Annotated in this window: 17 protein-coding genes; 6 read left to right on the top strand and 11 right to left on the bottom strand. The window is 66.6% G+C overall.

What is annotated here, in order from left to right:
* Positions 1–5 precede the first annotated feature (5 nt).
* Positions 6–1,184, bottom strand: coding sequence for a GGDEF domain-containing protein (locus AC1DP9_RS12185; RefSeq protein ID WP_477107464.1), 1,179 nt, complete (start codon positions 1,182–1,184; stop codon positions 6–8).
* A gap of 166 nt (positions 1,185–1,350) precedes the next feature.
* Entirely contained in the window at positions 1,351–2,232 is an 882-nt protein-coding gene (locus AC1DP9_RS12180) for a LysR family transcriptional regulator (RefSeq protein WP_477107463.1), read from the bottom strand.
* Between the two features lie 133 nt (positions 2,233–2,365).
* On the opposite strand from AC1DP9_RS12180, the gene AC1DP9_RS12175 reads away from it, so the two are divergent.
* The gene (locus AC1DP9_RS12175; RefSeq protein ID WP_477107462.1) at positions 2,366–3,790 is read left to right on the top strand and encodes an aldehyde dehydrogenase family protein; all 1,425 of its coding nucleotides are present in this window, start codon (positions 2,366–2,368) and stop codon (positions 3,788–3,790) included.
* A gap of 27 nt (positions 3,791–3,817) precedes the next feature.
* Here the strand turns inward: AC1DP9_RS12175 and AC1DP9_RS12170 are convergent, their stop codons facing one another.
* Entirely contained in the window at positions 3,818–4,474 is a 657-nt protein-coding gene (locus AC1DP9_RS12170) for a LysE/ArgO family amino acid transporter (RefSeq protein WP_477107461.1), read from the bottom strand.
* Positions 4,475–4,547: 73 nt separating this feature from the next.
* On the opposite strand from AC1DP9_RS12170, the gene AC1DP9_RS12165 reads away from it, so the two are divergent.
* On the top strand, positions 4,548–5,444 hold the full coding sequence (locus tag AC1DP9_RS12165) for a LysR family transcriptional regulator ArgP (RefSeq protein WP_477107460.1): 897 nt from the start codon (positions 4,548–4,550) through the stop codon (positions 5,442–5,444).
* 30 nt (positions 5,445–5,474) lie between these two features.
* On the opposite strand, the gene AC1DP9_RS12160 is transcribed toward AC1DP9_RS12165, so the two are convergent.
* The 6 genes from AC1DP9_RS12160 to AC1DP9_RS12135 form a co-directional block, all read right to left on the bottom strand.
* A complete protein-coding gene (locus tag AC1DP9_RS12160; protein WP_477107459.1) occupies positions 5,475–7,436 on the bottom strand; it encodes an alkyl/aryl-sulfatase in 1,962 nt (653 codons plus the stop codon).
* Positions 7,437–7,554: 118 nt separating this feature from the next.
* Positions 7,555–8,829 (bottom strand): GGDEF domain-containing protein, encoded by a 1,275-nt coding sequence (locus tag AC1DP9_RS12155; RefSeq protein WP_477107458.1) that lies wholly within the window; start codon positions 8,827–8,829, stop codon positions 7,555–7,557.
* Between the two features lie 33 nt (positions 8,830–8,862).
* The gene (locus tag AC1DP9_RS12150; RefSeq protein ID WP_177219896.1) at positions 8,863–9,627 is read right to left on the bottom strand and encodes a substrate-binding periplasmic protein; all 765 of its coding nucleotides are present in this window, start codon (positions 9,625–9,627) and stop codon (positions 8,863–8,865) included.
* A gap of 133 nt (positions 9,628–9,760) precedes the next feature.
* Positions 9,761–10,669 carry a LysR family transcriptional regulator gene (locus tag AC1DP9_RS12145; RefSeq protein ID WP_477107457.1) on the bottom strand — a complete coding sequence of 303 codons (909 nt, stop codon included), beginning with the start codon at positions 10,667–10,669 and terminating at the stop codon, positions 9,761–9,763.
* A gap of 66 nt (positions 10,670–10,735) precedes the next feature.
* Entirely contained in the window at positions 10,736–11,356 is a 621-nt protein-coding gene (locus tag AC1DP9_RS12140) for a hypothetical protein (protein ID WP_477107456.1), read from the bottom strand.
* Positions 11,357–11,484: 128 nt separating this feature from the next.
* Positions 11,485–12,807 (bottom strand): MFS transporter, encoded by a 1,323-nt coding sequence (locus tag AC1DP9_RS12135; protein ID WP_092293752.1) that lies wholly within the window; start codon positions 12,805–12,807, stop codon positions 11,485–11,487.
* Positions 12,808–12,956: 149 nt separating this feature from the next.
* Between AC1DP9_RS12135 and cyoA the strand changes: the two genes are divergently transcribed.
* The 4 genes from cyoA to cyoD all read left to right on the top strand — a co-directional run bounded on the left by cyoA (position 12,957) and on the right by cyoD (position 17,169).
* Complete coding sequence (gene cyoA / locus AC1DP9_RS12130) at positions 12,957–14,018, top strand: ubiquinol oxidase subunit II (protein WP_092293754.1); 1,062 nt, start codon at positions 12,957–12,959, stop codon at positions 14,016–14,018.
* 67 nt (positions 14,019–14,085) lie between these two features.
* Positions 14,086–16,089 (top strand): cytochrome o ubiquinol oxidase subunit I, encoded by a 2,004-nt coding sequence (cyoB, locus tag AC1DP9_RS12125; RefSeq protein WP_092293756.1) that lies wholly within the window; start codon positions 14,086–14,088, stop codon positions 16,087–16,089.
* Positions 16,082–16,741: a cytochrome o ubiquinol oxidase subunit III gene (gene cyoC / locus AC1DP9_RS12120; protein ID WP_092293758.1), complete on the top strand. Its 660-nt coding sequence runs from the start codon at positions 16,082–16,084 to the stop codon at positions 16,739–16,741. Before cyoB ends, cyoC begins: the two co-directional genes overlap by 8 nt.
* Positions 16,738–17,169 (top strand): cytochrome o ubiquinol oxidase subunit IV, encoded by a 432-nt coding sequence (gene cyoD / locus AC1DP9_RS12115; protein WP_092293760.1) that lies wholly within the window; start codon positions 16,738–16,740, stop codon positions 17,167–17,169. Before cyoC ends, cyoD begins: the two co-directional genes overlap by 4 nt.
* A gap of 36 nt (positions 17,170–17,205) precedes the next feature.
* On the opposite strand, the gene AC1DP9_RS12110 is transcribed toward cyoD, so the two are convergent.
* Complete coding sequence (locus tag AC1DP9_RS12110) at positions 17,206–18,747, bottom strand: methyl-accepting chemotaxis protein (protein ID WP_092293761.1); 1,542 nt, start codon at positions 18,745–18,747, stop codon at positions 17,206–17,208.
* Between the two features lie 236 nt (positions 18,748–18,983).
* Positions 18,984–20,246: an MFS transporter gene (locus AC1DP9_RS12105; protein WP_441644559.1), complete on the bottom strand. Its 1,263-nt coding sequence runs from the start codon at positions 20,244–20,246 to the stop codon at positions 18,984–18,986.
* Between the last annotated feature and the right edge of the window lie 78 nt (positions 20,247–20,324).

Raw genomic sequence — 20,324 nt, 5'->3', positions numbered from 1 at the left:
CCGGCTCAGCGCACGGCGGAGCCCTCGGCGGTCCGCGCCACTTCGAGCCGGTTGCCGCCGAGCGATTTGGCGCGATACAGCGCCTGGTCGGCGGCGGCCAGCGCGTCGGCCAGCGGCGGCACCTCGGTCTCGAAGTGGGCCAGCCCGATGCTGACCGTGGCCGGAATGCCGAGACCGAGGCCGTGGATCTGGTGCGGGATGGTGTCGGCGAAGCGCGTGGCCACGGCCTCGCCGAGCGCCCGGGCGCGGCGCGCGTCGTCGCCGGTCAGCAGGGCGGCGAACTCCTCGCCGCCGATGCGCCCGAGCAGCGCGTGCGGCCCCAGCACACGCCGGGCGATTTCCGCGAACGACTTCAGCACCTGGTCACCAGTCTGGTGACCGTACACGTCGTTGACGGCCTTGAAGCGGTCGAGGTCGAACGCCAGCACGGCCACCGGCCGGCTCCCTTCGCCACCGAGGAGGCGGGCGCCCTGCTCGAAGAACCAGCGGCGGTTGCCCAGCCGGGTCAGGTAGTCGGTCTGGGCTTCCTGCAGGAGCTGGCCGTGGGCCTCGTCACGGATCAGCTTGAGCAGCGCCATCGGCAGGAGGACCGAGTACAGCACCCCTTCGTAGACCGTGAGCTTGCTGGCGGCGGCCTGCATCGCCGGCCCGTAGGCAGAAACCAGCCACGGCAGGATCAGGGCCCGCGCGACATAGACCACGGCATGGATGCCCGCCACGACCACGATGATGTGGCGCGAACGGAGCGCCTTCGTCGCCTCGCAACGCAGCATCTCGCGCGCTGTCATGGCGCTGATCAGCGCGATCGGCAGGGCGCTGACGTAGTTCCACATGAGGTCCAGCCGCTGCGCGCCCCAGCCGGCCCACACCAGCGCGTCCACGATCAGTATCCCCACCGACGCCGCGCGATACTGCCGCCCGCTCAGCGAGGCGATACCGCCGAGTACCAGCAGGTATCCGGTGAGGATGACGAGATTGCTGACGGCGGAGCCCATCGCCCCGGGCACGCTGCGCCGGACCAGCACCAGCGCGCAGCCGATGGCGAGCGTCGTGAAGCCGGCCGCGAGAATCCGCAGCGTCCGGCTGCGGCGGGGATTGGTCCGATGCTCCCAGAACGTCATGCCGGCACTGGCCAGAAGCGTCCCGATGGCGAGGAGATAAAGGGTGAGGAGGTCTACGTACATCCCAAATGTCAAGACATTGCGCCGACGCATCGCGCCGGCTGCCGAATTTTACGTGGAAACCCGCCCGCGGGATGGTGCTTGATACGCCGGTGATTGGTGCCTGTTCGGTGCCTGTTCGGTGCCTGTTCGGTGCCTGTTCGGTGCCTGTTCGGTGCCTGTTCGGTGCCTACTCGCGGATCAGGTCGATGAGCGCGCGCAGGCCGGCCGGCACGTGGCGGCGGCCCGGGTAGTACAGGCACAGGCCATCGAGCGGCGGCGTCCAGCCTTCCAGCACGCGCACCAGCGTGCCGGCCTGCAGGTCGGCGGCCACGTTCCACTCGCTCAGGTAGGCCAGCCCCAGCCCGGCGCGGGCGGCCTGCTGCGTCAGGCCGGGCTCGTCGAGGGTCAGCGCGCCTTTGACGTCGACGCGCACCGCCTCGCCGTGCCGCGCGAATTCCCACTGGTAGATCGCCCCGCTCGGCATGCGCGTGCGGATGCAGGCGTGCGCGTGCAGGTCGGCGGGCGTGCGCGGCGGCTTGTGCCGGGCGAAGTAGTCCGGGCTGCCGACCACGGCGAAGCGCTGGGTATCGCCAAAGGGCACGGCGATCATGTCCTGCGGCAGGGTTTCGGCGAGGCGGATGCCGGCATCGAAGCCGTCGGCGACGATGTCGATCAGCCGCCCTTCCGTGACGATATCGAGCGTCATGGCCGGATAGCGCTGCAGGAAGGCGATGAACAGCGGCATCACCTGCCGCGCGGCGCCCGCCGAGGTGTTGATGCGCAACTGGCCCGACACGGTGTCGCGCAGGCTCCCCGCCTGCTCGATCGCGCCCCGGATCGTGGACAGCGCCGGGGCGATGCTGTCCACGAACTGCGTGCCGGCTGCCGTCAGCGACACACTGCGCGTGGTGCGATGGAACAGCCGCACGCCGATGCGCGACTCCAGCGCCGCCACCGCGTGGCTGAGCGCGGACGTGGAGACGCCCAGCTCCGCCGCTGCCGCCCGAAAGCTGCGATGCCGCGCCACCGCCAGCACCGCCTCCAGTTCACCGAGGCCCGAGGATTTCATTATCCTGATTTCTTCATCATCACATCCCGCATTGTATGGCTAGTCAACACAATGGCGCAGGGCTATCTTGTGCTTCAGCCCGCGTTTTTCGCGCTTTGCTTAAGATGCTTTTCCGCTACCCCGGAGACCCACCATGCAGATCATCGACAAGATTTATATCGACGGTGCCTTCGTCACCCCGCACGGCGACGAGATGTTCGACCTGTTCAACCCGGCCACCGAACAGGTGATCGGCCAGGTGCGCCTGGCCGACGCGCAGGACGCCCGGGACGCCATCGCCGCCGCCAAACGGGCGTTCCCGGCCTTCTCCCGCACCAGCCAGCGCGCGCGCGTGGACCTGCTGAAGCGCATGCACGCCGCCGTGCTGGCGAAGGAGGACGAACTGTACGAGGCGATCACCGAGGAGTACGGCGCGCCGGTGTCCCGGGGCCGCTGGATGGCCCGGCATGCGAGCAACGTGCTGATCGACGCGGCCAATGTGCTCGAGCAGTACACGTTCACGCGCCGCGTGGGCGGCGCCGAGGTGGTGATGCAGCCGATGGGCGTGGCCGGGCTGATCACGCCGTGGAACAGCGACGCGGGCTTTATCTGCGGCAAGCTGGCTGCCGCCGTGGCCGCCGGCTGCACCGCCGTCATCAAGCCGAGCGAGATGAGCGCGATGCAGACCCGCATCATCACCGAGGCGCTGCACGCGGCGGACGTGCCGCCCGGCGTGTTCAATATCGTCACGGGGCGCGGCGATGTGGTCGGCGCCGAGATCAGCACGCATCCCGATGTGACCAAGGTGTCGTTCACGGGCTCCACGGCGGTCGGCAAGACCATCCTGCGCGTGGCGGCGGACACGCTGAAGCGGGTGACGCTGGAGCTGGGCGGCAAGTCGCCCGTGGTGGTGCTCGACGATGCGAACTTCGACGAAGCCGTGCCGATGGCCATGGACGCCGGCTTTATGAACAGCGGGCAGGCGTGCATCGCCGGCACGCGGATTCTGGTGCCGGAACACCGGCTTGCCGAGTTCGAGGCGCACGTGCGCGACATCGTGGCGGCCACGCAAGCCGGCGATCCGCGCGATCCGCAGACGACGGTTGGGCCGATGGTCAGCCAGAAGCAGTGGGAGCGCGTGCAGCGCTATATCCGCATCGGCATTGACGAAGGCGCGCGGCTGGTGGCGGGCGGCGAAGGCCGGCCGGAAGGGCTCGACGCAGGATGGTTCGTGCGCCCGACCGTCTTCAGCGATGTGACCAACGACATGACGATTGCGCGGGAGGAGATCTTCGGGCCGGTACTGTCGATCATCACCTACCGGGACACCGAGGAGGCCATCGCCATCGCCAACGACACCAGCTACGGCTTGCAGGCGTACGTGCTGTCGGCCGATGTCCAGCGGGCGCACGCGGTGGCATCGCGCATCGAGGCCGGGCGGGTCCTCGTCAACACGCTCGCCCACGACCCGGCGGCGCCGTTCGGCGGCCTGAAGCAGTCGGGCATTGGGCGCGAGTACGGCGTCTATGGGCTGGAAGCGTTCCTGGAGACCAAGGCGGTGCTGAACGTGCCGGTGTAGTCAGGGGCGCTGTCATGGCGGGCGGGCTCAGCCCGCCCAGGCATGGCGCACCAGCAGCGCCGACAGAACGAACATGGTGATGCCGACCAGCCCGTCGAGCACGCGCCATGCCTTCGGCCGGGCGAACCACGGGGCGAGAAAGCGCGCGCCAAACCCGAGCAGCCCGAACCAGCACAGGCTGGCGGAACTGGCGCCCGCCACGAACCAGCCACGTAGCGCGGCCGGCTGCTGGGCGCCGATGCTGCCCACCAGCAGCACGGTATCTAAATAGACATGCGGATTGAGCAGCGTGAAGGCCGCCGCCTGCGCCAGGATCGCGCCTCGGCTAAGACTCTTCGCACCCTTCTCCCCCTCCGAGGCTTGCAGCCGCTGCGCCTGCCCCGCGCGCCGCAGCGCCCGCCAGCCATAGACGGCCAGAAAGATCGCGCCGGCCAGCGCCAGTAAGCGCGCAAGGCCCGGGCGCTCGCCCAGCACCTGGGCCATGCCCATGACGCCGGCGGCAATCAGCAAGGCATCCGCCACCGCGCAGAGCAGGACCACGCTGCCCACATGCTCCCGGCGCAGGCCCTGACGCAGCACGAACGCGTTCTGCGCGCCGATGGCGACGATCAGGCCGAAGCTCAGGGCCAGGCCCTGCAGGGCGACGGATAAAGGGAGCGAAGGAGTGGGCAGTGCGGAAATCATGTGCGCAGCTTGCCTGCTCTGGAAAATGTAGACAAACTATCTTTTCTTCATTCGATGTAGTTTCGCTAATCTCATGCTCGATTACGCCGCCCTGTCCGCCTTGGCCGCCGTGGTGCGCGAAGGCAGCTTCGAGCGTGCGGCCCGCGCGCTGCACGTGACCCCATCGGCCATTTCCCAACGCATTCGCCTGCTGGAGGAGCGCGTGGGCTGCGCGCTGGTGATCCGCGACCAGCCCTGCCGGGCCACGGAAACCGGGCGCCGCCTGTGCCAGCACGTGGACCGCGTGCGGATGCTCGAACATGAATTGCAGGGGACGTTGCCGTCACTTGCGGCGGAGGGGCTGGCGCGGGTGGCGCTGCCCGTCGCGATCAATGCCGACAGTCTGGCGACGTGGGCCGCGCCGGCGATTGCGACGTTTGCCGCGCAACATCCCGTCCTGATGGAGGTGGCGGTGGACGATCAGGACCACACCACCGAATGGCTGCGCAGCGGCGCCGTGCTGGCTGCCGTGACCGCCGCCGCCCGCCCTGCCGCTGGCTGCGAAAGCCGTCCGCTGGGCGCCATGCGCTATCTGGCGGCTGCCAGCCCGGCCTTCGTGCAACGCCATTTCGCCGCCGGCGTGGGCGCCGGCAGTATGGCGGCGGCGCCGAGCCTGGTGTTCAACAACAAGGATGCGTTGCAGGCGACCTGGGTGCGGCGCCTGTGCCATCGGCATGTGGAACTGCCCCGGCACACGCTGCCGTCGTCGCAGGCGTTTGTCACGGCGGCCGTGGCCGGCATGGGTTGGGGCCTGCATCCGCAGAGCCTGATCGCCGGGCATCTCGCAGACGGCACGCTGGTCGAACTGGTGCCGGACACCCCGCTGGACGTGCCCCTGCACTGGCACTACGCCCGCGCGGCATCGGCCTTGATCGACGGCCTGAGCCGGGAAGTGATGGCCGCCGCCCGGACCGGTCTGTTACCGCCCTGACCGGCCCGGCGGCAGCTTTCCGCGCCTATATCAAGGCAGCACGATGTTGAACATGCCGTCGAACTTGTCGAGCAGCCCGAACAGTTCGTTCACCTTCTGCTGGTCGCCGGTCACCTTGGCGCGGCCCGCCGCGACTTCCTTGTCCAGCGCGGCGCCGCCCATCAGCATCGCCGCGAAGCTGCCCTTGTCCACGGTCAAGGTGGCGTCAGGATTCGGCAGGGTCTTGTCGGCGGTGTAGAGCAGCACGCCATTGCGCAGCTCCAGAGCGAAGGTCTTGCCGTCCGGCTGCACCCAGTTCAGGCGCGTTTCCTTGCCGGCGGCGCGGGGGCCGTTCAGGCGGATGCCGACGTAGTCGAGGATCAGTTCCGGCGTCATCGCCGCCACCATGTCCGGGCTGGACGTGCTGAGCGGGCGCTGCTTCGGCGTGCCGTTGCGCAGTTCGAAGGCGCCCATCAGGAACTCGTTGCGCCAGGTCGGGTTCTCGGTCTGGTAGCCCATCTGCTCGAGGGCGTCGGCCTCCAGGTTGCGCGCGGCCTGGTTGTTCGGATCGGCGAAGACCACGTGCTTGAGCATCTCGGCTGCCCAGCGGTATTCGCCCTTGGCGATGGCCTGCTTGCCGAGCTTCAGCACGTTGTCCGCGCCGCCCATCGCCTCCACATACTTCTTGCCGACTTCTTCCGGCGGCAGCGGGTGGAGGTTGGCCGGATTGCTGTCATACCAGCCCAGGTAGCGCTGGTAGACCGCCTTGGCGTTGTGGTTGACCGAGCCGTAGTAGCCGCGGTTGTACCACTTGTTGCCGATGCTGGCCGGAAGCTGGAGCTGCTCGGCGATCTCGGTGGCGTTGTAGCCCTTGTTGGCCAGGTTCAGGGTCTGGTCGTGCAGGTACTTGAACATGTCGCGCTGATCGGCCATGAACTGCACCGAGCGCTCGCGCCCGAAGGTCGGCCAGTGGTGCTGGGCGATGACGATGTCCAGCTTGTCGCCATAGCGGCCGATAGCGGTGTGCAGCGTCTTCCACCAATGTGCCGCATCACGCACCTGGGCGCCGCGCAGCGTGTAGAGGTTGTGCAGCGTGTGGGTGGCGTCCTCGGCCGTGTTGAGCACCTTGAACTGCGGGAAGTAGATCAGCATTTCCGCCGGGGCCTCGGTGCCGGGCGCCATCTGGAACTCCATGTCCACGCCATCGACATTCAGGGTCTCGCCGGTCTTCGTCACGGTGACCGTGGGCGGAATCAGCGTGAAGGTGCCGGTGGAGGTGGTCTTGCCCAGCCCCGCATCCATCTGGCCGCGCGCCGAGGGCGGCAGGAAGGCGCCGTACTGGTACAGCGTGCGCCGGCTCATGGCGTTGCCGGCGAAGACGTTCTCGCTCACCGCTTCGTCCAGGAAGCCCTGCGGCGCGATCACCTTGACCTTGCCGGACTTCACATCGGCCTCGTTCACCACGCCCTTGACGCCGCCGTAGTGGTCCGCGTGGCTGTGGGTGTAGATGACGGCGACCACCGGCTTCTTCGGCCGGTGCTTGAAGTAGAGGTCGAGCGCGGCCTTGGCGACTTCCGTGGTCACCAGCGGATCGATCACGATCACGCCGGTGTCGCCTTCCACGATCGTCATATTGGACAGGTCGAAGCCGCGCACCTGATAGACGCGGTCCGTCACCTTGAACAGGCCGTTGGTCAGGTTCAGCTTGGCCAGGCGCCACAGGCTCGGGTTGACGGTGTCGGGGACCTGATCGCCCTTGATGAAGTCGTACTTGCGCAGATCCCAGTTGACGGTGTTCCCGGTCTTGATCGGCATTTCCGTGGTGCCGATGAAGCCGCGCTGGGCGTCGTCGAAGTCCTGGCGGTCAGCGAAGTCGAGTTGCTTGATCGTGTCTGCCTGCACCTGCCGCGTGATGGCGGACGCCTCCTTGGGCGCGTCGGCGGCATGGGCGCCACTCACGGCAAGGCAAGCAGCGAGGGCGAACGGGGTCATCAGGCAAAATGCGCGCGTCATCGAAAATCTTCCTCCGGGAAATGTGACAAAAAGTCGACACAAGTATCCCCGAGGCAACGCTGTGTGCGATCTGAATGTTTTGTCGCGCCGAATTAAGCGGATTGGCTTTGTTCTGATTTCACGGCGTGGTCACGCCATCGTCGGCGAACTCGACCCGATTCCGGCCGCGCTCCTTGCTGCGGTACAGGGCCGTGTCGGCGCGGGCGATCATGCCGTGGATGGTGTCGCCCGGCTGCACGCAGGCCACGCCCAGGCTGGCGGTCATCCGGCCCGTCACCGCGAAGTCCTGCTCGGCCAGCGCATTGCGCAGCCGGTGGGCGAAGTGCACGGCGTCCTGCAGGGCAGTATCGGCGCAGATCAGCAGGAACTCCTCGCCGCCCCAGCGGCCGAGGGTGTCCGTGGGCCGCTTGACCGCCATGATCAGGTCGGCGATCTCGACCAGCACGCGGTCGCCCACCTGATGGCCGTAGGTGTCGTTGACCGACTTGAAGCGGTCCACGTCGATCAGCAGGATCGAGAACGGGTTGCCTTCGACGCGGCTGCGCGCCAGCGCGCTGGCCAGTGCATCGTCGAGATGCCGCCGGTTGAACACCCCGGTGAGCTGGTCGGTCTTGGAGAGCGCCTCAAGCAGGCGGTTTTTCTCCATCAATTCCAGTTCCGCCTCCGTGCGCAGGGCAATGATCAGCCGGAGCCGGCGCAGGACCGAGTTGAAGCCGTCGATCACGCTGTCGAACTCGGTCCGGCCCAGCCGGGCGAGTTCGTCGAGATGGTCGCCATGGCTGGAAGACAGCTCGAACAGCGCCTCCCGCAGATGCTCGAGCGGCCGGAACACCATCCGCAGGCCGAAGGTCAGCAGGATGACCAGCGCTACGTCGATCACGGCGACCTCGGTGATCCCCTGGATCATGGCCGCGCGCTGGGTCTTCTGCATGGTGTCGCGCGTGAAGCGGACCACGGCCGTACCGATGGCCTGGCTGCGCCGCTCGGCGTCGATGTCGTCCGGGGGATAGAGGGTGACTTCCGCCAGCACGTCATGCCCGCTGGCCGCGCAGAATGGCCCGGCCGGGGCGGCGGTGGCTGTGCGCTGCACCGCCGCGTACACCTCCTCCCGGTCTGGGGAGAAGACGCAGGCCTCGGTGACCTCGGGATGGATCAGCGTGGATTCCAGCTGCGTGCGCAGGGTCCCCACGTTCAGCGCCCAGGTAGGGGCGGCCAGGCTCTGCTTGAGGCCGTCCAACACCTCGCCACGGGTCCGCTCGAAGCGCTGCTCCAGGTCCTGGTGCAGCAGCCATTGCCGATGCATGGCGAACGCGCCCAGCGTTGTCGTGGTGGCAACGATGAACAGCACGATCATCCTGTTCCGGATCGAACGAACCGGTGGCAGCAGTGGCATGGAATGCGCAATCCTGAGGGGTCGCGGCGCGGGCTATTGGTCCGCCGCCTGGTCGAACAATTGCCGGAACCTGGCGAGTTCCGGGTGCGATTCCTCGTACTTCTTGCTGAATCCGACGTGCACGGTCTCGGTCTTGATGGTCATCGCCCGCCGGGACTTGTAGCGCATGCGCTCCGGAATGCCCTGCGCTTCCAGCGTGACCAGCGCCTCGTTGATGACCACGGTGGGATTCACCACGCAGTCGATCTCCTGCACCAGCATCTTCTTGACCAGGTCGTGGAACTCATGCCCCTCCACAAGCTGGATCTTGCCCTCCCGCGCGAGCTGGAAAAAGCGCGGGCCGGGGGCGAGGTAGCCGCGCTGGTTGCCGAACTTCAGCCCGGCGAAGTCGTCCGGATAGCGATGGAAGGTGCGGCCCTCGATCGAATCGCGGTTGCAGTGCACCGCCACTTCCTCGCTATAGAACGGCTTGGAGTGATTCAGGAACGGCCGCTCCCTGGGCCGGTAATAGACGCCGAGCACGCCGGCGCTGTTGCCGTTCCGGGCCTCCTCCACCACCCGCGCCCAGGGGGCAAAGCGGACCTGCACCTTGAATTCGGGAATCCGCTTCAGGACGCGATTGATATTGTCGATATAGGCGCCCTTGGGAATCCCATTTTCCTCGTAGGACTGGGGTCGCTGGCCGGCCTCCGAGTACAGGACGATGGTGGTCTGCGCCTGGGTGGGCGCGGCAGGCGGCGCGGCGCGGGCCTGGGCGGCGGCCTGCGCGTGCCAGATCCCCAGCACCAATGGCGCCATTACGGCGATTCGTCGCGCAGACAGCATGATTTCCATGGGCACCAAGGGATTGACACGCCAGTACAACGGCATTCTCCCGTATTTATTGACGGCGGTGCGGCCCCCTCACAAGGGGTATTGCCTCCCGGAAACCCTAGGCTTTCATTAGCATCCGGCACACGGCGGCCAGGCCGAGCAGGTTCGGATCGCGCTCCCGGCGGCGCAGGAAGCTCAGGCCGATGGACTGCTTCATGTCGTATTCGGCGGTCAGGGGGACAAAGGCGACGTTCTTCGCGAACACGTCCCGCACGCGCCCGGGCAGCAGGGAATAACCGATGCCGCCGCCCACGAGGTTCATCAGCGAGAAAATGTCCCCGACCTTCATCACCACGTTGGGCGTGAAATCTGCGATGCGGAACGCCTCCATGAAGCCGCTCGATGTCACAAAGCCCTCGCCCAGCGACACGAACGGCTCGTCCCGGCAGACCCGCAGGTCGATCTCGGGCAGCGTGGCGTAGTGGGAATCCGCCGGGGCGGCGAAGAAGATGTCGTCCTCGAACATCGGAATCGACTCGATTTCGGCGTCGGGCTCGGGCAGGGCCATCAGCGTGGCGTCGATGGAGCCCTGGCGCAGCTTCTGGAGCAGGTCGGCGTTGGAGCCGAGCACGAGTTCGGTCTGCAGCTCCGGGCGGCGCATCTTGATGCCGATGACCACCTGCGGCACGGTCTTGATGGTCAGCGAATAGAGCGAGCCGATCTTGAGCTGGTCGGCGGAGTAGCCGGCGGCCTCGCGCGTGACGCGGACGCCGTCGGACATCGTCTTGAGGACATCTCGCGCCACATCGGCCAGCACGTGCGCGGCCTCGGTCGGCAACAGGTTGCGGCCCTCGTGGCGGAACAGCGCGCAGCGCATGCCGTCCTCGAGCGAATGGAGCGCCCGGTGCACGCTTACCGGGCTGATATCGAGCGCCTCCGCGGCCTTGGCCAGGTTGCCGGTCTCCATGAAGGCCAGCAGGGCCTCGAGCTTGCGGAACGTGATCTCTTCACTGATGCGCAGGGGCATGGCGGCGGGGGCGACGGGAGGGTCAGGGGGTCGATGACGCCACCATGATACGCCGCCCGCCTCGCGCTATTCGAGCGCCGTGCCCTTGGCCTGCGGCGCGACAATGGCCTCGGCCGGCACTTCCGCTGCCGGCTCAGCCGGCGCGTCGGTCTGGCCATCCGTAGGCTGCGCCGGCGGCTCGACCTCATCCTTCGGCACGTAGGACGGATCGCGCGCCCAGCGGTTCAGGTCCTTGGCCAGCGCCACGGCGCTGCGGTTCAGGATCGAACAGGTGCCCTTGAACCCGCCCCAGAATCCGCCGATGGACCAGCGGTTCAGCTTGACGTGGCGCGCCACCTTGCCGCCTTCGATCAGCTCGGCATTCACCGTGATGGCCTTCGGGCCGGTCCAGGCCCCGCCGCCCACGCCCAGGACGTGCGTGATCTGGAGCCGCATCACCTGGGCCTCGCCGGCCTCCGCGCCGGCGGCCAGCTTGCCGTCACCGCCCTTGTTGCGGCGGCGCAGGACGTCCGACACACGCGTGGCCAGCATCGACTCGATCTGGCATTCCTCGCGGACCTTGTCGACCACGCCGGCGCCGGGCGCATAGGTAACGGGGGTTTCCAGCAGGACTTGAGTGTTGGCGGCCAGGGCAGGCGCGCACAGCAGCGCGCCCAGGGACACTGCGCACAGGGACTTGTAGAGCATTCGGAACGAGACTGAGGATGGATCGCGAGCCGAAGGGTATCAGCGCGCCGGCCGCCACGCCTCAGTGGTTAGTGGGGTGTCGGCGTGGCGCAACGGGTGGCGAGGGGGCAGGTCGTGCCCCCTCGGTGCTACACCTCGTCGTGCGTGCCCAGCGCCTTGTTGATCCGCAGCGCCACGAGCGTGCCGACGGCACCGGACAGCAAGTACAGGCTCACTGCCGCCAGCCCGAACAGGGACGACAGGCCCAGCGCCACCAGCGGCGCGAAGGCCGCGCCGAACAGCCAGCCGAAGTCCGTGGTCAGTGCGGCGCCCGTGTAGCGGTAGCGGCGGTCGAAATTCGACGTCACCACGCCCGCCGCCTGCCCGTAGGACAGCCCCAGCAGCGCAAACCCGACCAGGATGAACACGTCCTGCCCGGTCTGCCCGCCGTCGAGCAGCCATGGGGCGAACAGGCTGAAGATGCCGATCAGCACCGCCATCACCGCCAGCGTGGTGCGGCGGCCGATGCGGTCCGCGATCCAGCCCGACAGCAGCGTGCCGATGAAGGCGATGAAGCCGCCCACGATCTGGATCGCCAGCATGTCCGTCACGCCCTGCGCCTTGTGCAGGAGCACCCAGGACAGCGGGAACACCGTCACCAGGTGGAACAGCGCGTAGCTCGCCAACGCCGCGAAGGCGCCGAGGAAGATGTTGAAGCCTTGCGCGTTCACCATCTGCAACGTGCTGATCGGCTCCAGCTCGCCTTCGTCGAGCAGTTGCGTGTACTCGTGCGTCACCACCAGCCGCAGCCGCGCGAACAGCGCCACCACGTTGATGGCGAAGGCCACGAAGAACGGATAGCGCCAGCCCCAGTCGATGAATTCAGCCGGTGTCAGGCTCGCGTAGAGGAACAGGAACAGCGCGCCGGCGATGATGAAGCCCGTGGGCGCGCCCAGTTGCCCCACCATCGCGTACCAGCCGCGCTTGTGCGGGGGCGAGTTGATGGCCAGCAGCGACGGCAGGCCATCCCACGAGCCGCCGAAGGCAATGCCCTGCAGGAAGCGGAAAAACGCGAGCAGGTAGATGGCGGCGCTGCCGAGCGTGGCATAGGACGGCAGGAAGGCGATGCCCACCGTTGCCGTGCCGAGCAGGAACAGCGAGGCCGTCAGCTTGACGCCGCGCCCCCATCGGCGCTGAATGCGCATGAACAGCGCCGTGCCGAACGGCCGCCCGATGAACGCGAAGGAAAAGATCGTGAAGCTGTAGAGCAGCCCGGCCAGCTCACTGGCGAAGGGGAAGTAGACCGATGGGAAGACCAGCACCGAGGCGATGCCGTAGACAAAGAAGTCGAAGTACTCCGACGCGCGGCCGATCACGACGCCGGTGGCGATTTCGGCGGGCGCCACCTGATGGTGACCTTCCGCCGGAGGTGCAGTCGGCGACGCGCGGTGCTGATGGGTCAGGCTGGCCATCCTTGAGATCTCCTTCGCGAGCGAGAGGCATGTCAAACTGCACTCAAAGTCATCCACTGACAAGAATAGCGCCTAAACTGCCATAGGAAATCGAAAAGATGATTGCGTCGAGCGGCGCTCGACGTTCCTCAAACGCCACTTCCGCAACCATGCGACCCTTCGATTCTGCGGCTCGGCCGCTCAAAGTGACGGGAAGACTGCTTTTGCGTGTTGGTGCGTTCGGCCTGCTGGCCGCGCTCGCCGGTTGCAACGCAGTGCTTTTTTCGCCATCTGGCGAGTTGGCCGTGCGCCAGCGCGACCTCATCATCATCGCCACCCTGCTGATGCTGCTGATCATCGTTCCGGTGATCATCCTGACGCTGCTGTTCGCCTGGCGGTACCGGGAGAACGCCAACAATCCCCACTACAACCCTGACTGGGACCACTCCACCGTGCTGGAGCTGGCCATCTGGGCCGCGCCGCTGCTGATCATCATCGCGCTGGGCGCCGTGACCTGGGTGAGTACCCACCAGCTCGATCCCTACCGCCCCCTCACCTTCATCGACGGCAAACGCGCCGTCACGCCTGACACCAAGCCGCTGGTCGTGGAAGTGGTGGCGATGGACTGGAAATGGCTGTTCCTCTACCCCGAGCAGGGCATCGCCACGGTCAACGAGATGGCCGCGCCGGTGGACCGGCCCATCGCGTTCAAGATCACGGCCACCTCGGTGATGAACACGTTCTTCGTGCCCTCGCTGGCGGGCATGGTCTATGCGATGCCCGGCATGGAAACCAAGCTGCACGCCGTCATCAACAAGGCCGGCGTCTATGATGGACTCTCGGGCAACTACAGCGGCGAAGGGTTCTCGCACATGCGCTTCAAGTTCCACGGGCTGTCAGACGGCGATTTCGACAAATGGGTGCAGCAGGTGAAGTCGGGCGGCACCGCGCTCTCCAAAGATGCCTACGTGAAGCTGGCCGAGCCGAGCGAGCGCGTGCCGGTGCAGCGCTATGCCAGCGTCGAGCCCGATTTGTACAAGCAGATTCTGAACCGCTGCGTGCTAGGGGGAACCTGCATGGCGGACACGATGGCGCTGGACCGCAGCCGCGGCAAGTTCGACCCGTCCACCTATGTCTGCACGGCCGGCAATACGGCTGGCGGCGCGGCGGGCGAGGCGTCCATGTTCGCCTCGGAACCCGCGCTGAACGACGGCAGGCGCTTGCTGCGGTAGACGAAGCGCCGCCGGACTCGTAATCTTTCGCCAATACTCAGCGGCCTGCTGGCCCAGGTGACACAACATGCCCGAGCGCTCTGATCTCGCTTCGCCGATCTTTGGCCGCCTCTCCTGGGAGGCCATTCCGCTCCATGAACCGATCCTGCTGGCGACGTTCGCCGTGGTGGCGCTCGGGGGCCTCGCCCTCGTCGGCGCGCTGACCTACTACCGGGTCTGGGGCTACCTGTGGCGCGAGTGGTTCACCAGCATCGACCACAAGAAGATCGGCATCATGTACGTGATCCTGGGCATCGTGATGCTGCTGCGCGGCTTTGCCGACGCGATCATGATGCGCATCCAGCAGGCCGTCGCGTTCGGCGACAACCTCGGCTACCTGCCCCCGCACCACTACGACCAGATCTTCACCGCGCACGGCGTGATCATGATCTTCTTCGTGGCGATGCCACTGGTCACCGGGCTGATGAACTTCGTCGTGCCGCTGCAGATCGGCGCGCGCGACGTGGCGTTCCCGTTCCTGAACAACTTCAGCTTCTGGATGACCGTGGGCGGCGCGATACTGGTGATGATGTCGCTGTTCGTGGGCGAGTTCGCGCGCACCGGCTGGCTGGCCTATCCACCGCTGTCCGGCATCCTGCACAGTCCGGACGTGGGCGTGGACTACTACATATGGTCCCTGGAGGTGGCCGGGGTCGGCACATTGTTATCGGGGATCAACCTGCTCGTCACCATCGTCAAGATGCGCGCGCCGGGCATGACGCTGATGCGCATGCCGATCTTCACCTGGACCTCGCTGTGCACCAACGTGCTGATCATCGCCGCGTTCCCCGTGCTGACCGCCGCCATCACCATGCTGGCGCTGGACCGCTACGTCGGCACGAACTTCTTCACGGCGGACCAGGGCGGCAGCGCCATGATGTACGTGAACCTGATCTGGATCTGGGGCCACCCCGAGGTCTACATCCTGGTCCTGCCCGTGTTCGGCGTGTATTCCGAGGTGGTAGCCACCTTCGCGCGCAAGCGGCTGTTCGGCTATGCGTCGATGGTGTACGCCACGGTGGTGATCACGGTGCTCTCCTACCTGGTGTGGCTGCACCACTTCTTCACGATGGGATCGGGCGCCAGCGTCAATTCGTTCTTCGGGATCACGACGATGATCATCTCGATCCCAACCGGCGCCAAGATCTTCAACTGGCTGTTCACGATGTACCACGGGCGCATCAAGTTCGAGGTGCCGATGCTGTGGACCGTCGGCTTCATGGTCACCTTCGTGATCGGCGGCATGACCGGCGTGCTGCTGGCGGTGCCGCCCGCTGACTTCCTGCTCCACAACAGCCTGTTCCTGATTGCCCACTTCCACAACGTGATCATCGGCGGCGTGCTGTTCGGGCTGATGGCCGGCATCACCTACTGGTTCCCGAAGGCCTTTGGCTACAAGCTCGACCCGTTCTGGGGCAAGTGCTCGTTCTGGTTCTGGCTGGTCGGGTTCTACGTGGCGTTCATGCCGCTGTACTGGCTGGGCTTCCTCGGCGTGACGCGCCGCATGAACCATTTCGACGATCCGTCGCTGCAGCCGTGGTTCCAGATCGCCGCGCTGGGTGCGCTGCTGATCGCGCTCGGCATCGGCTGCTTCATCATCCAGCTGGTGGTCAGCTTCATGCGCCGCGAGCAGCTGCGCGACACCACGGGCGACCCGTGGAACGGCCGCACGCTCGAATGGTCCACTTCGTCGCCGCCGCCGCAGTACAACTTCGCGTTCACGCCGATGGTCCACGACGCCGACGCCTGGTGGCAGATGAAGCAGCTGGGCTACCAGCGCCCCGACCAGGGCTTCATCCCCATTCACATGCCGAAGAACACCGCCGCCGGGATCGTGCTGGCGGGCCTGAGCACCCTGTGCGGCTTCGCCCTGATCTGGCACATCTGGTGGCTCGTGGTGGTGTCCTTCGCGGCGACGATCATCTCCGCCATCGTCCATACCTTCAACTACAAGCGCGATTACTACATTCCGGCCGATGACGTGGTCCGGACCGAAGCGACGCGCACCCAACTGCTCGCGACCCATGGTTGAATCGACGATGCCCCTCTCGCACGGTGGCCCGGGCACCCACCCGGCCGCGCCGCTCGACCACAACTACCAGTTCTACGTCAAGGAAGAGGTCCACGCGGAGAACGGCACGCTGCTCGGGTTCTGGCTCTACCTGATGAGCGACTGCCTGGTCTTCGCGTGCCTGTTCGCCTGCTACGGCGTGCTCGGGCGGGAATACGCGGGCGGCCCCACCGGGGCGGAGCTGTTCGAGCTGCCGCTGGTGGCCCTGAACACCACCTTCCTGCTGCTGTCGTCGATCACCTACGGCTTCGCCATGCTGCAGATGCAGGTGCGGCGCAAGGCCGGCACGCTGATCTGGCTGGCCATCACGGGCGTATTCGGCCTGGCCTTCCTGTTCGTGGAGCTGTACGAGTTCGCGCACCTGATCCATGAAGGCGCGGGGCCGCAGCGCAGCGCTTTCCTGACGTCGTTCTTCGCACTGGTCGGCACGCACGGGCTGCACGTGACGTTCGGCATCATCTGGCTGGTCGTGCTGATGTTCCAGGTCAGCCGGCACGGGCTGATCACCGCCAACAAGCGTCGGCTGATGTGCCTGTCGATGTTCTGGCACTTTCTGGACGTCGTGTGGATCGGCGTCTTTACCTTCGTCTACCTGATGGGAACGCTGCAATGAGCGTGCACGACAACACCCTCGGCGACCACGCGGACGCGCATGGTCATGGTCACGAAGAAGAGATCGGGCCGCACGCCACGCTGGGCGGCTACCTGACCGGCTTCGTGCTGTCGGTCTTCCTGACCGCGATTCCGTTCTGGCTGGTGATGGGCGATGTGTTCGACAAGACTTCGACCACGGCCGTGGTGATCCTGCTGCTCGGCGCAGTGCAGATCGTCGTCCACATGATTTTCTTCCTGCACATGAACGCGCACTCGGAAGGCGGCTGGAACATGCTGTCCCTGATCTTCACGCTGGTGCTCGTGGTCATCACGCTCACCGGCTCGCTCTGGGTGATGTTCCACCTGAACAGCAACATGATGCCGTCGATGCAGCATTCGGAGAAGCTGCCGGGCCCGGGCGGCATCACGCCGCCCAAGGCCCCTTGATACTTCTGATACCCCTGCTGCCGCTCAGGTGTCCACTTAGGCGGCCAGGCGGAAGGTAGACACGGCTTCCTTCAGGCGCTGGGCCTGCTCTTCGAGCGAGCCCGCCGCCGCAGCGGCCTGCTCCACCAGCGCCGCGTTCTGCTGCGTCACGGTGTCCATCTGCGTGACCGCCAGGTTCACCTGCTCGATACCGGCGCTCTGCTCGGCCGAGGCCGCGCTGATTTCCCCCATGATGTCCGTCACACGCTTCACGGCGCTGACGATCTGCTCCATGGTCTCGCCGGCGCGCGCCACCAGTTGCGAGCCGCGCTCCACACGATCCGCCGAATCCCCGATCAGCGACTTGATTTCCTTGGCCGCCGTGGCCGAACGCTGCGCCAGGCTGCGCACCTCGCCCGCCACCACCGCAAAGCCGCGGCCCTGCTCGCCGGCACGGGCCGCTTCCACGGCCGCGTTCAGCGCCAGGATGTTGGTCTGGAAGGCGATGCCCTCGATGACCGAGATGATGTCCACCACCTTGCGCGAGGACACGTTGATCTCGTCCATCGTGTGGACCACCTGCCCCACCACGTCGCCACCCTGCGTCGCCACTTCCGACGCATTCACGGCCAGCGCGCTGGCCTGCTTGGCGCTGTCGGCGTTCTGGCGGACGATGCTGGTCAGCTCCTCCATGCTGGAGGCCGTTTCCTGCAGCGACGACGCCTGCTCCTCGGTACGCTGCGAGAGGTCCGTGTTGCCGGCCGCGATCTGGCTCGTGCCCGTGGCAATCGCCTCGGTGCCGTAGCGCACTTCGGTGACGATGCCGAGGATGTTGTCGTTCATCTCGCGCAGCGCTTCGAGCAGCTGGCCGGTCTCGTCGTGGCTATCCACCTCGATCTGGCTGGTCAGGTCGCCCGCCGCCACGGTGCGCGCAAAGCCCACCGCACGGTGCAGCGGGCGCGTGATGCCGATGGTCAGCCACCACGCAAACGCCACGCCAATACCCAGCGCCACCACGCCCAGCGTGATCAGGCCGTTACGCGCGCTGCGGTAGATGCCGTTGATTTCCTCGGCCGTGCTGTCGATGGCCGCGCGCTGGATGTCCAGCAACTTCTGGATCTCGCCCAGGTAGGCATCGCCGGCCGGCACGAATTCGGTCTCGAGGACCTTGTTCGCCTCGTCGGTCTGCCCGTCCTTCTTGAGCTTGGTGATCTTGTCGCGCGAGTCGTTGTACGGGTTGCGCACAACAAGTATGCGCTGGAACGCCGCCTTCTCGGCCTCGGACGTCATGACCGGGTCGAGCTTCTCGCGCAGCTTGGCGATCGCCTCGACCGAATACTTGGTCTCGGCCGCGAAGAAGGTGCCGAGCGAGGGGTCGGCGCTACGCGCCACGGCGGTCGTGCGGCGCACGCTCGCGTACATCAGCCGGTACCAGTCACTGACCAGCCGTTCCTTGGCCAGCGGCTGCTGCATCATTTCGTGCGTGCGGCCGGCCACTTCCTGGAGGCGCAGCACGCCCACCACGGTCATGAGGGTGGATAGCATCAAGACCACGCCAAAGCCAATGCCAAGGCGAACACCAATACCAAGATTCTTCATTTCTTCTACCTGATTGCACACTGGTGGGTGACCGTGCGCGCCCGCATGGCGCCCGGCCGCTCTCTCTCCGGTGCCCCGTCGCGCGAATGAACGCACGACCGGACATTGGATGGCTTAACGGCATCGGGTAGCAGAAGCTTGAGAAATTTCTCAGGGAAAACGCGCATTGCGGACGTTGCCCGCCCGTGGACAGAGGACATCCCACATCGCGGAACGCAGCGCGGTCCTGTCGGGTTCTAGCGCGGCTGGGCCGCGACCGAGGTCCGGCTGAAGGCGTACGGCACCAGCGCCAGCGCTACCAGTACGGCCGCCGTGAGAAAAATCGCGCCGTAGGTATCGCCTTCCGCCCATTGGCGCGTGTGGCCGACATTGGCGATCAGCCCGAAGCCCCAAGAGGTCAGCGCGGAACCAAGGAAGACAAAGGTATTGAGCACGCCCAGCCCGCGCCCGCGCGACGGCGCCGGAATCAGCGCGCGGCCCTGGGCCATAACCAGCGGATGCAACATGCCGATGGTCGACACCAGCGCCATCAGGCCCACGCCGGACACGATCCCGCTGTCCGGCCAGGCCCACAGCAGCAGCCCGCCCACCATCGACAGGGCGCCCCAGCCGAAGATGGTCGCCTTCAGGGACGTGCCGCGCACCAGCACCGGCAGCAGGAAGGCGGTCAGGAAGCCCGCCAGGCTCAACAGCGTCAGCGCCACGCCGCGCGTGCCCGCGTTGAGATGGTAGACATCGGCCAGATACGGCCCGCTCCAGGCATTCCGGAACGCCGTGCCGGCGGCCATCGCCACGCACATCGGAATCAGCAGCCACAGCGAGCCCATGCCGAGCAGCCGCGCGCTATCGGTCAGCATCGCGCCCATCGGCACATTGCGTGCCTCGGCGTGGCCTTCGTCGCGCACCACGCGCCAGACGCCGTAGCAGACGGCCGCCATGCAAATGGCCGAGAGCCCCATCGCCGGCCGCCAGCCCACATGCTGCGAGGCCCAGCCCAGCGGGGCCGTGGCGCACAGCGCGCCAACCATCCCCAGCGCGTTGGATCGGCTGACCACGCGCATGTACTGTTTTTCCGAGAGTTGCTCGGACGCGTAGTGGAGCAACCCCATGAAGACCGGCGCGCAGGCCAGACCGAGGCCCATCTGGGCGAGCATGGCGACCGTGGCGTTGGGCGCCGCCGCGAACGCGACGCCGGACACCGCGCCCACGCCGAGCAGCCACGCCGTGGGGCGGCCCACGCCGAAACGGTCGAACGCCAGCCCGACCGGAATCTGCGCCACCGCGAAAGCCAGGAAAAAGCACGACGACAGGGCCCCGTAGCCCGCGGGCGACAGTTGGAAGTCGTGCTGGAGTTCAGGCGCGATCACCGCGAGGCAGCTGCGATAGAACTGGCTCAGGATGAAGGCGAACGTGAGAAACGTGATGCCGCGCCGGGTCGTGGCGTCGGGGGTCGTGCTGGGGCTTTCCTCGGGGAAAGTCGAAATATGAGGGCGATGCAACGCGATGACTCGTGGCTGTCGGGGGGCAGCCGGCCATTTTACGCGCGCGGTTCGCTCGGTATTCGCAGGAATGCAATA

It is taken from the genome of Cupriavidus sp. 01L43, assembly GCF_056399925.1.
Note: the sequence above shows the minus strand (reverse complement) of the source record. Positions and strands in the feature narration are given on the sequence as shown.

Bases quoted from the DNA above. Each gene is read 5' to 3' on its own strand.
- AC1DP9_RS12160 (WP_477107459.1), bottom strand. From the start codon at position 7,436: ATGACGCGCGCATTTTGCCTGATGACCCCGTTCGCCCTCGCTGCTTGC.
- AC1DP9_RS12165 (WP_477107460.1), top strand. From the start codon at position 4,548: ATGCTCGATTACGCCGCCCTGTCCGCCTTGGCCGCCGTGGTGCGCGAA.
- AC1DP9_RS12145 (WP_477107457.1), bottom strand. From the start codon at position 10,669: ATGCCCCTGCGCATCAGTGAAGAGATCACGTTCCGCAAGCTCGAGGCC.
- cyoD (WP_092293760.1), top strand. From the start codon at position 16,738: ATGAGCGTGCACGACAACACCCTCGGCGACCACGCGGACGCGCATGGT.
- AC1DP9_RS12185 (WP_477107464.1), bottom strand. From the start codon at position 1,184: ATGTACGTAGACCTCCTCACCCTTTATCTCCTCGCCATCGGGACGCTT.
- AC1DP9_RS12175 (WP_477107462.1), top strand. From the start codon at position 2,366: ATGCAGATCATCGACAAGATTTATATCGACGGTGCCTTCGTCACCCCG.
- AC1DP9_RS12110 (WP_092293761.1), bottom strand. From the start codon at position 18,747: ATGAAGAATCTTGGTATTGGTGTTCGCCTTGGCATTGGCTTTGGCGTG.
- AC1DP9_RS12135 (WP_092293752.1), bottom strand. From the start codon at position 12,807: ATGGCCAGCCTGACCCATCAGCACCGCGCGTCGCCGACTGCACCTCCG.
- AC1DP9_RS12180 (WP_477107463.1), bottom strand. From the start codon at position 2,232: ATGAAATCCTCGGGCCTCGGTGAACTGGAGGCGGTGCTGGCGGTGGCG.
- cyoA (WP_092293754.1), top strand. From the start codon at position 12,957: ATGCGACCCTTCGATTCTGCGGCTCGGCCGCTCAAAGTGACGGGAAGA.
- cyoC (WP_092293758.1), top strand. From the start codon at position 16,082: ATGGTTGAATCGACGATGCCCCTCTCGCACGGTGGCCCGGGCACCCAC.
- AC1DP9_RS12155 (WP_477107458.1), bottom strand. From the start codon at position 8,829: ATGCCACTGCTGCCACCGGTTCGTTCGATCCGGAACAGGATGATCGTG.
- AC1DP9_RS12170 (WP_477107461.1), bottom strand. From the start codon at position 4,474: ATGATTTCCGCACTGCCCACTCCTTCGCTCCCTTTATCCGTCGCCCTG.
- AC1DP9_RS12150 (WP_177219896.1), bottom strand. From the start codon at position 9,627: ATGGCGCCATTGGTGCTGGGGATCTGGCACGCGCAGGCCGCCGCCCAG.
- AC1DP9_RS12140 (WP_477107456.1), bottom strand. From the start codon at position 11,356: ATGCTCTACAAGTCCCTGTGCGCAGTGTCCCTGGGCGCGCTGCTGTGC.
- cyoB (WP_092293756.1), top strand. From the start codon at position 14,086: ATGCCCGAGCGCTCTGATCTCGCTTCGCCGATCTTTGGCCGCCTCTCC.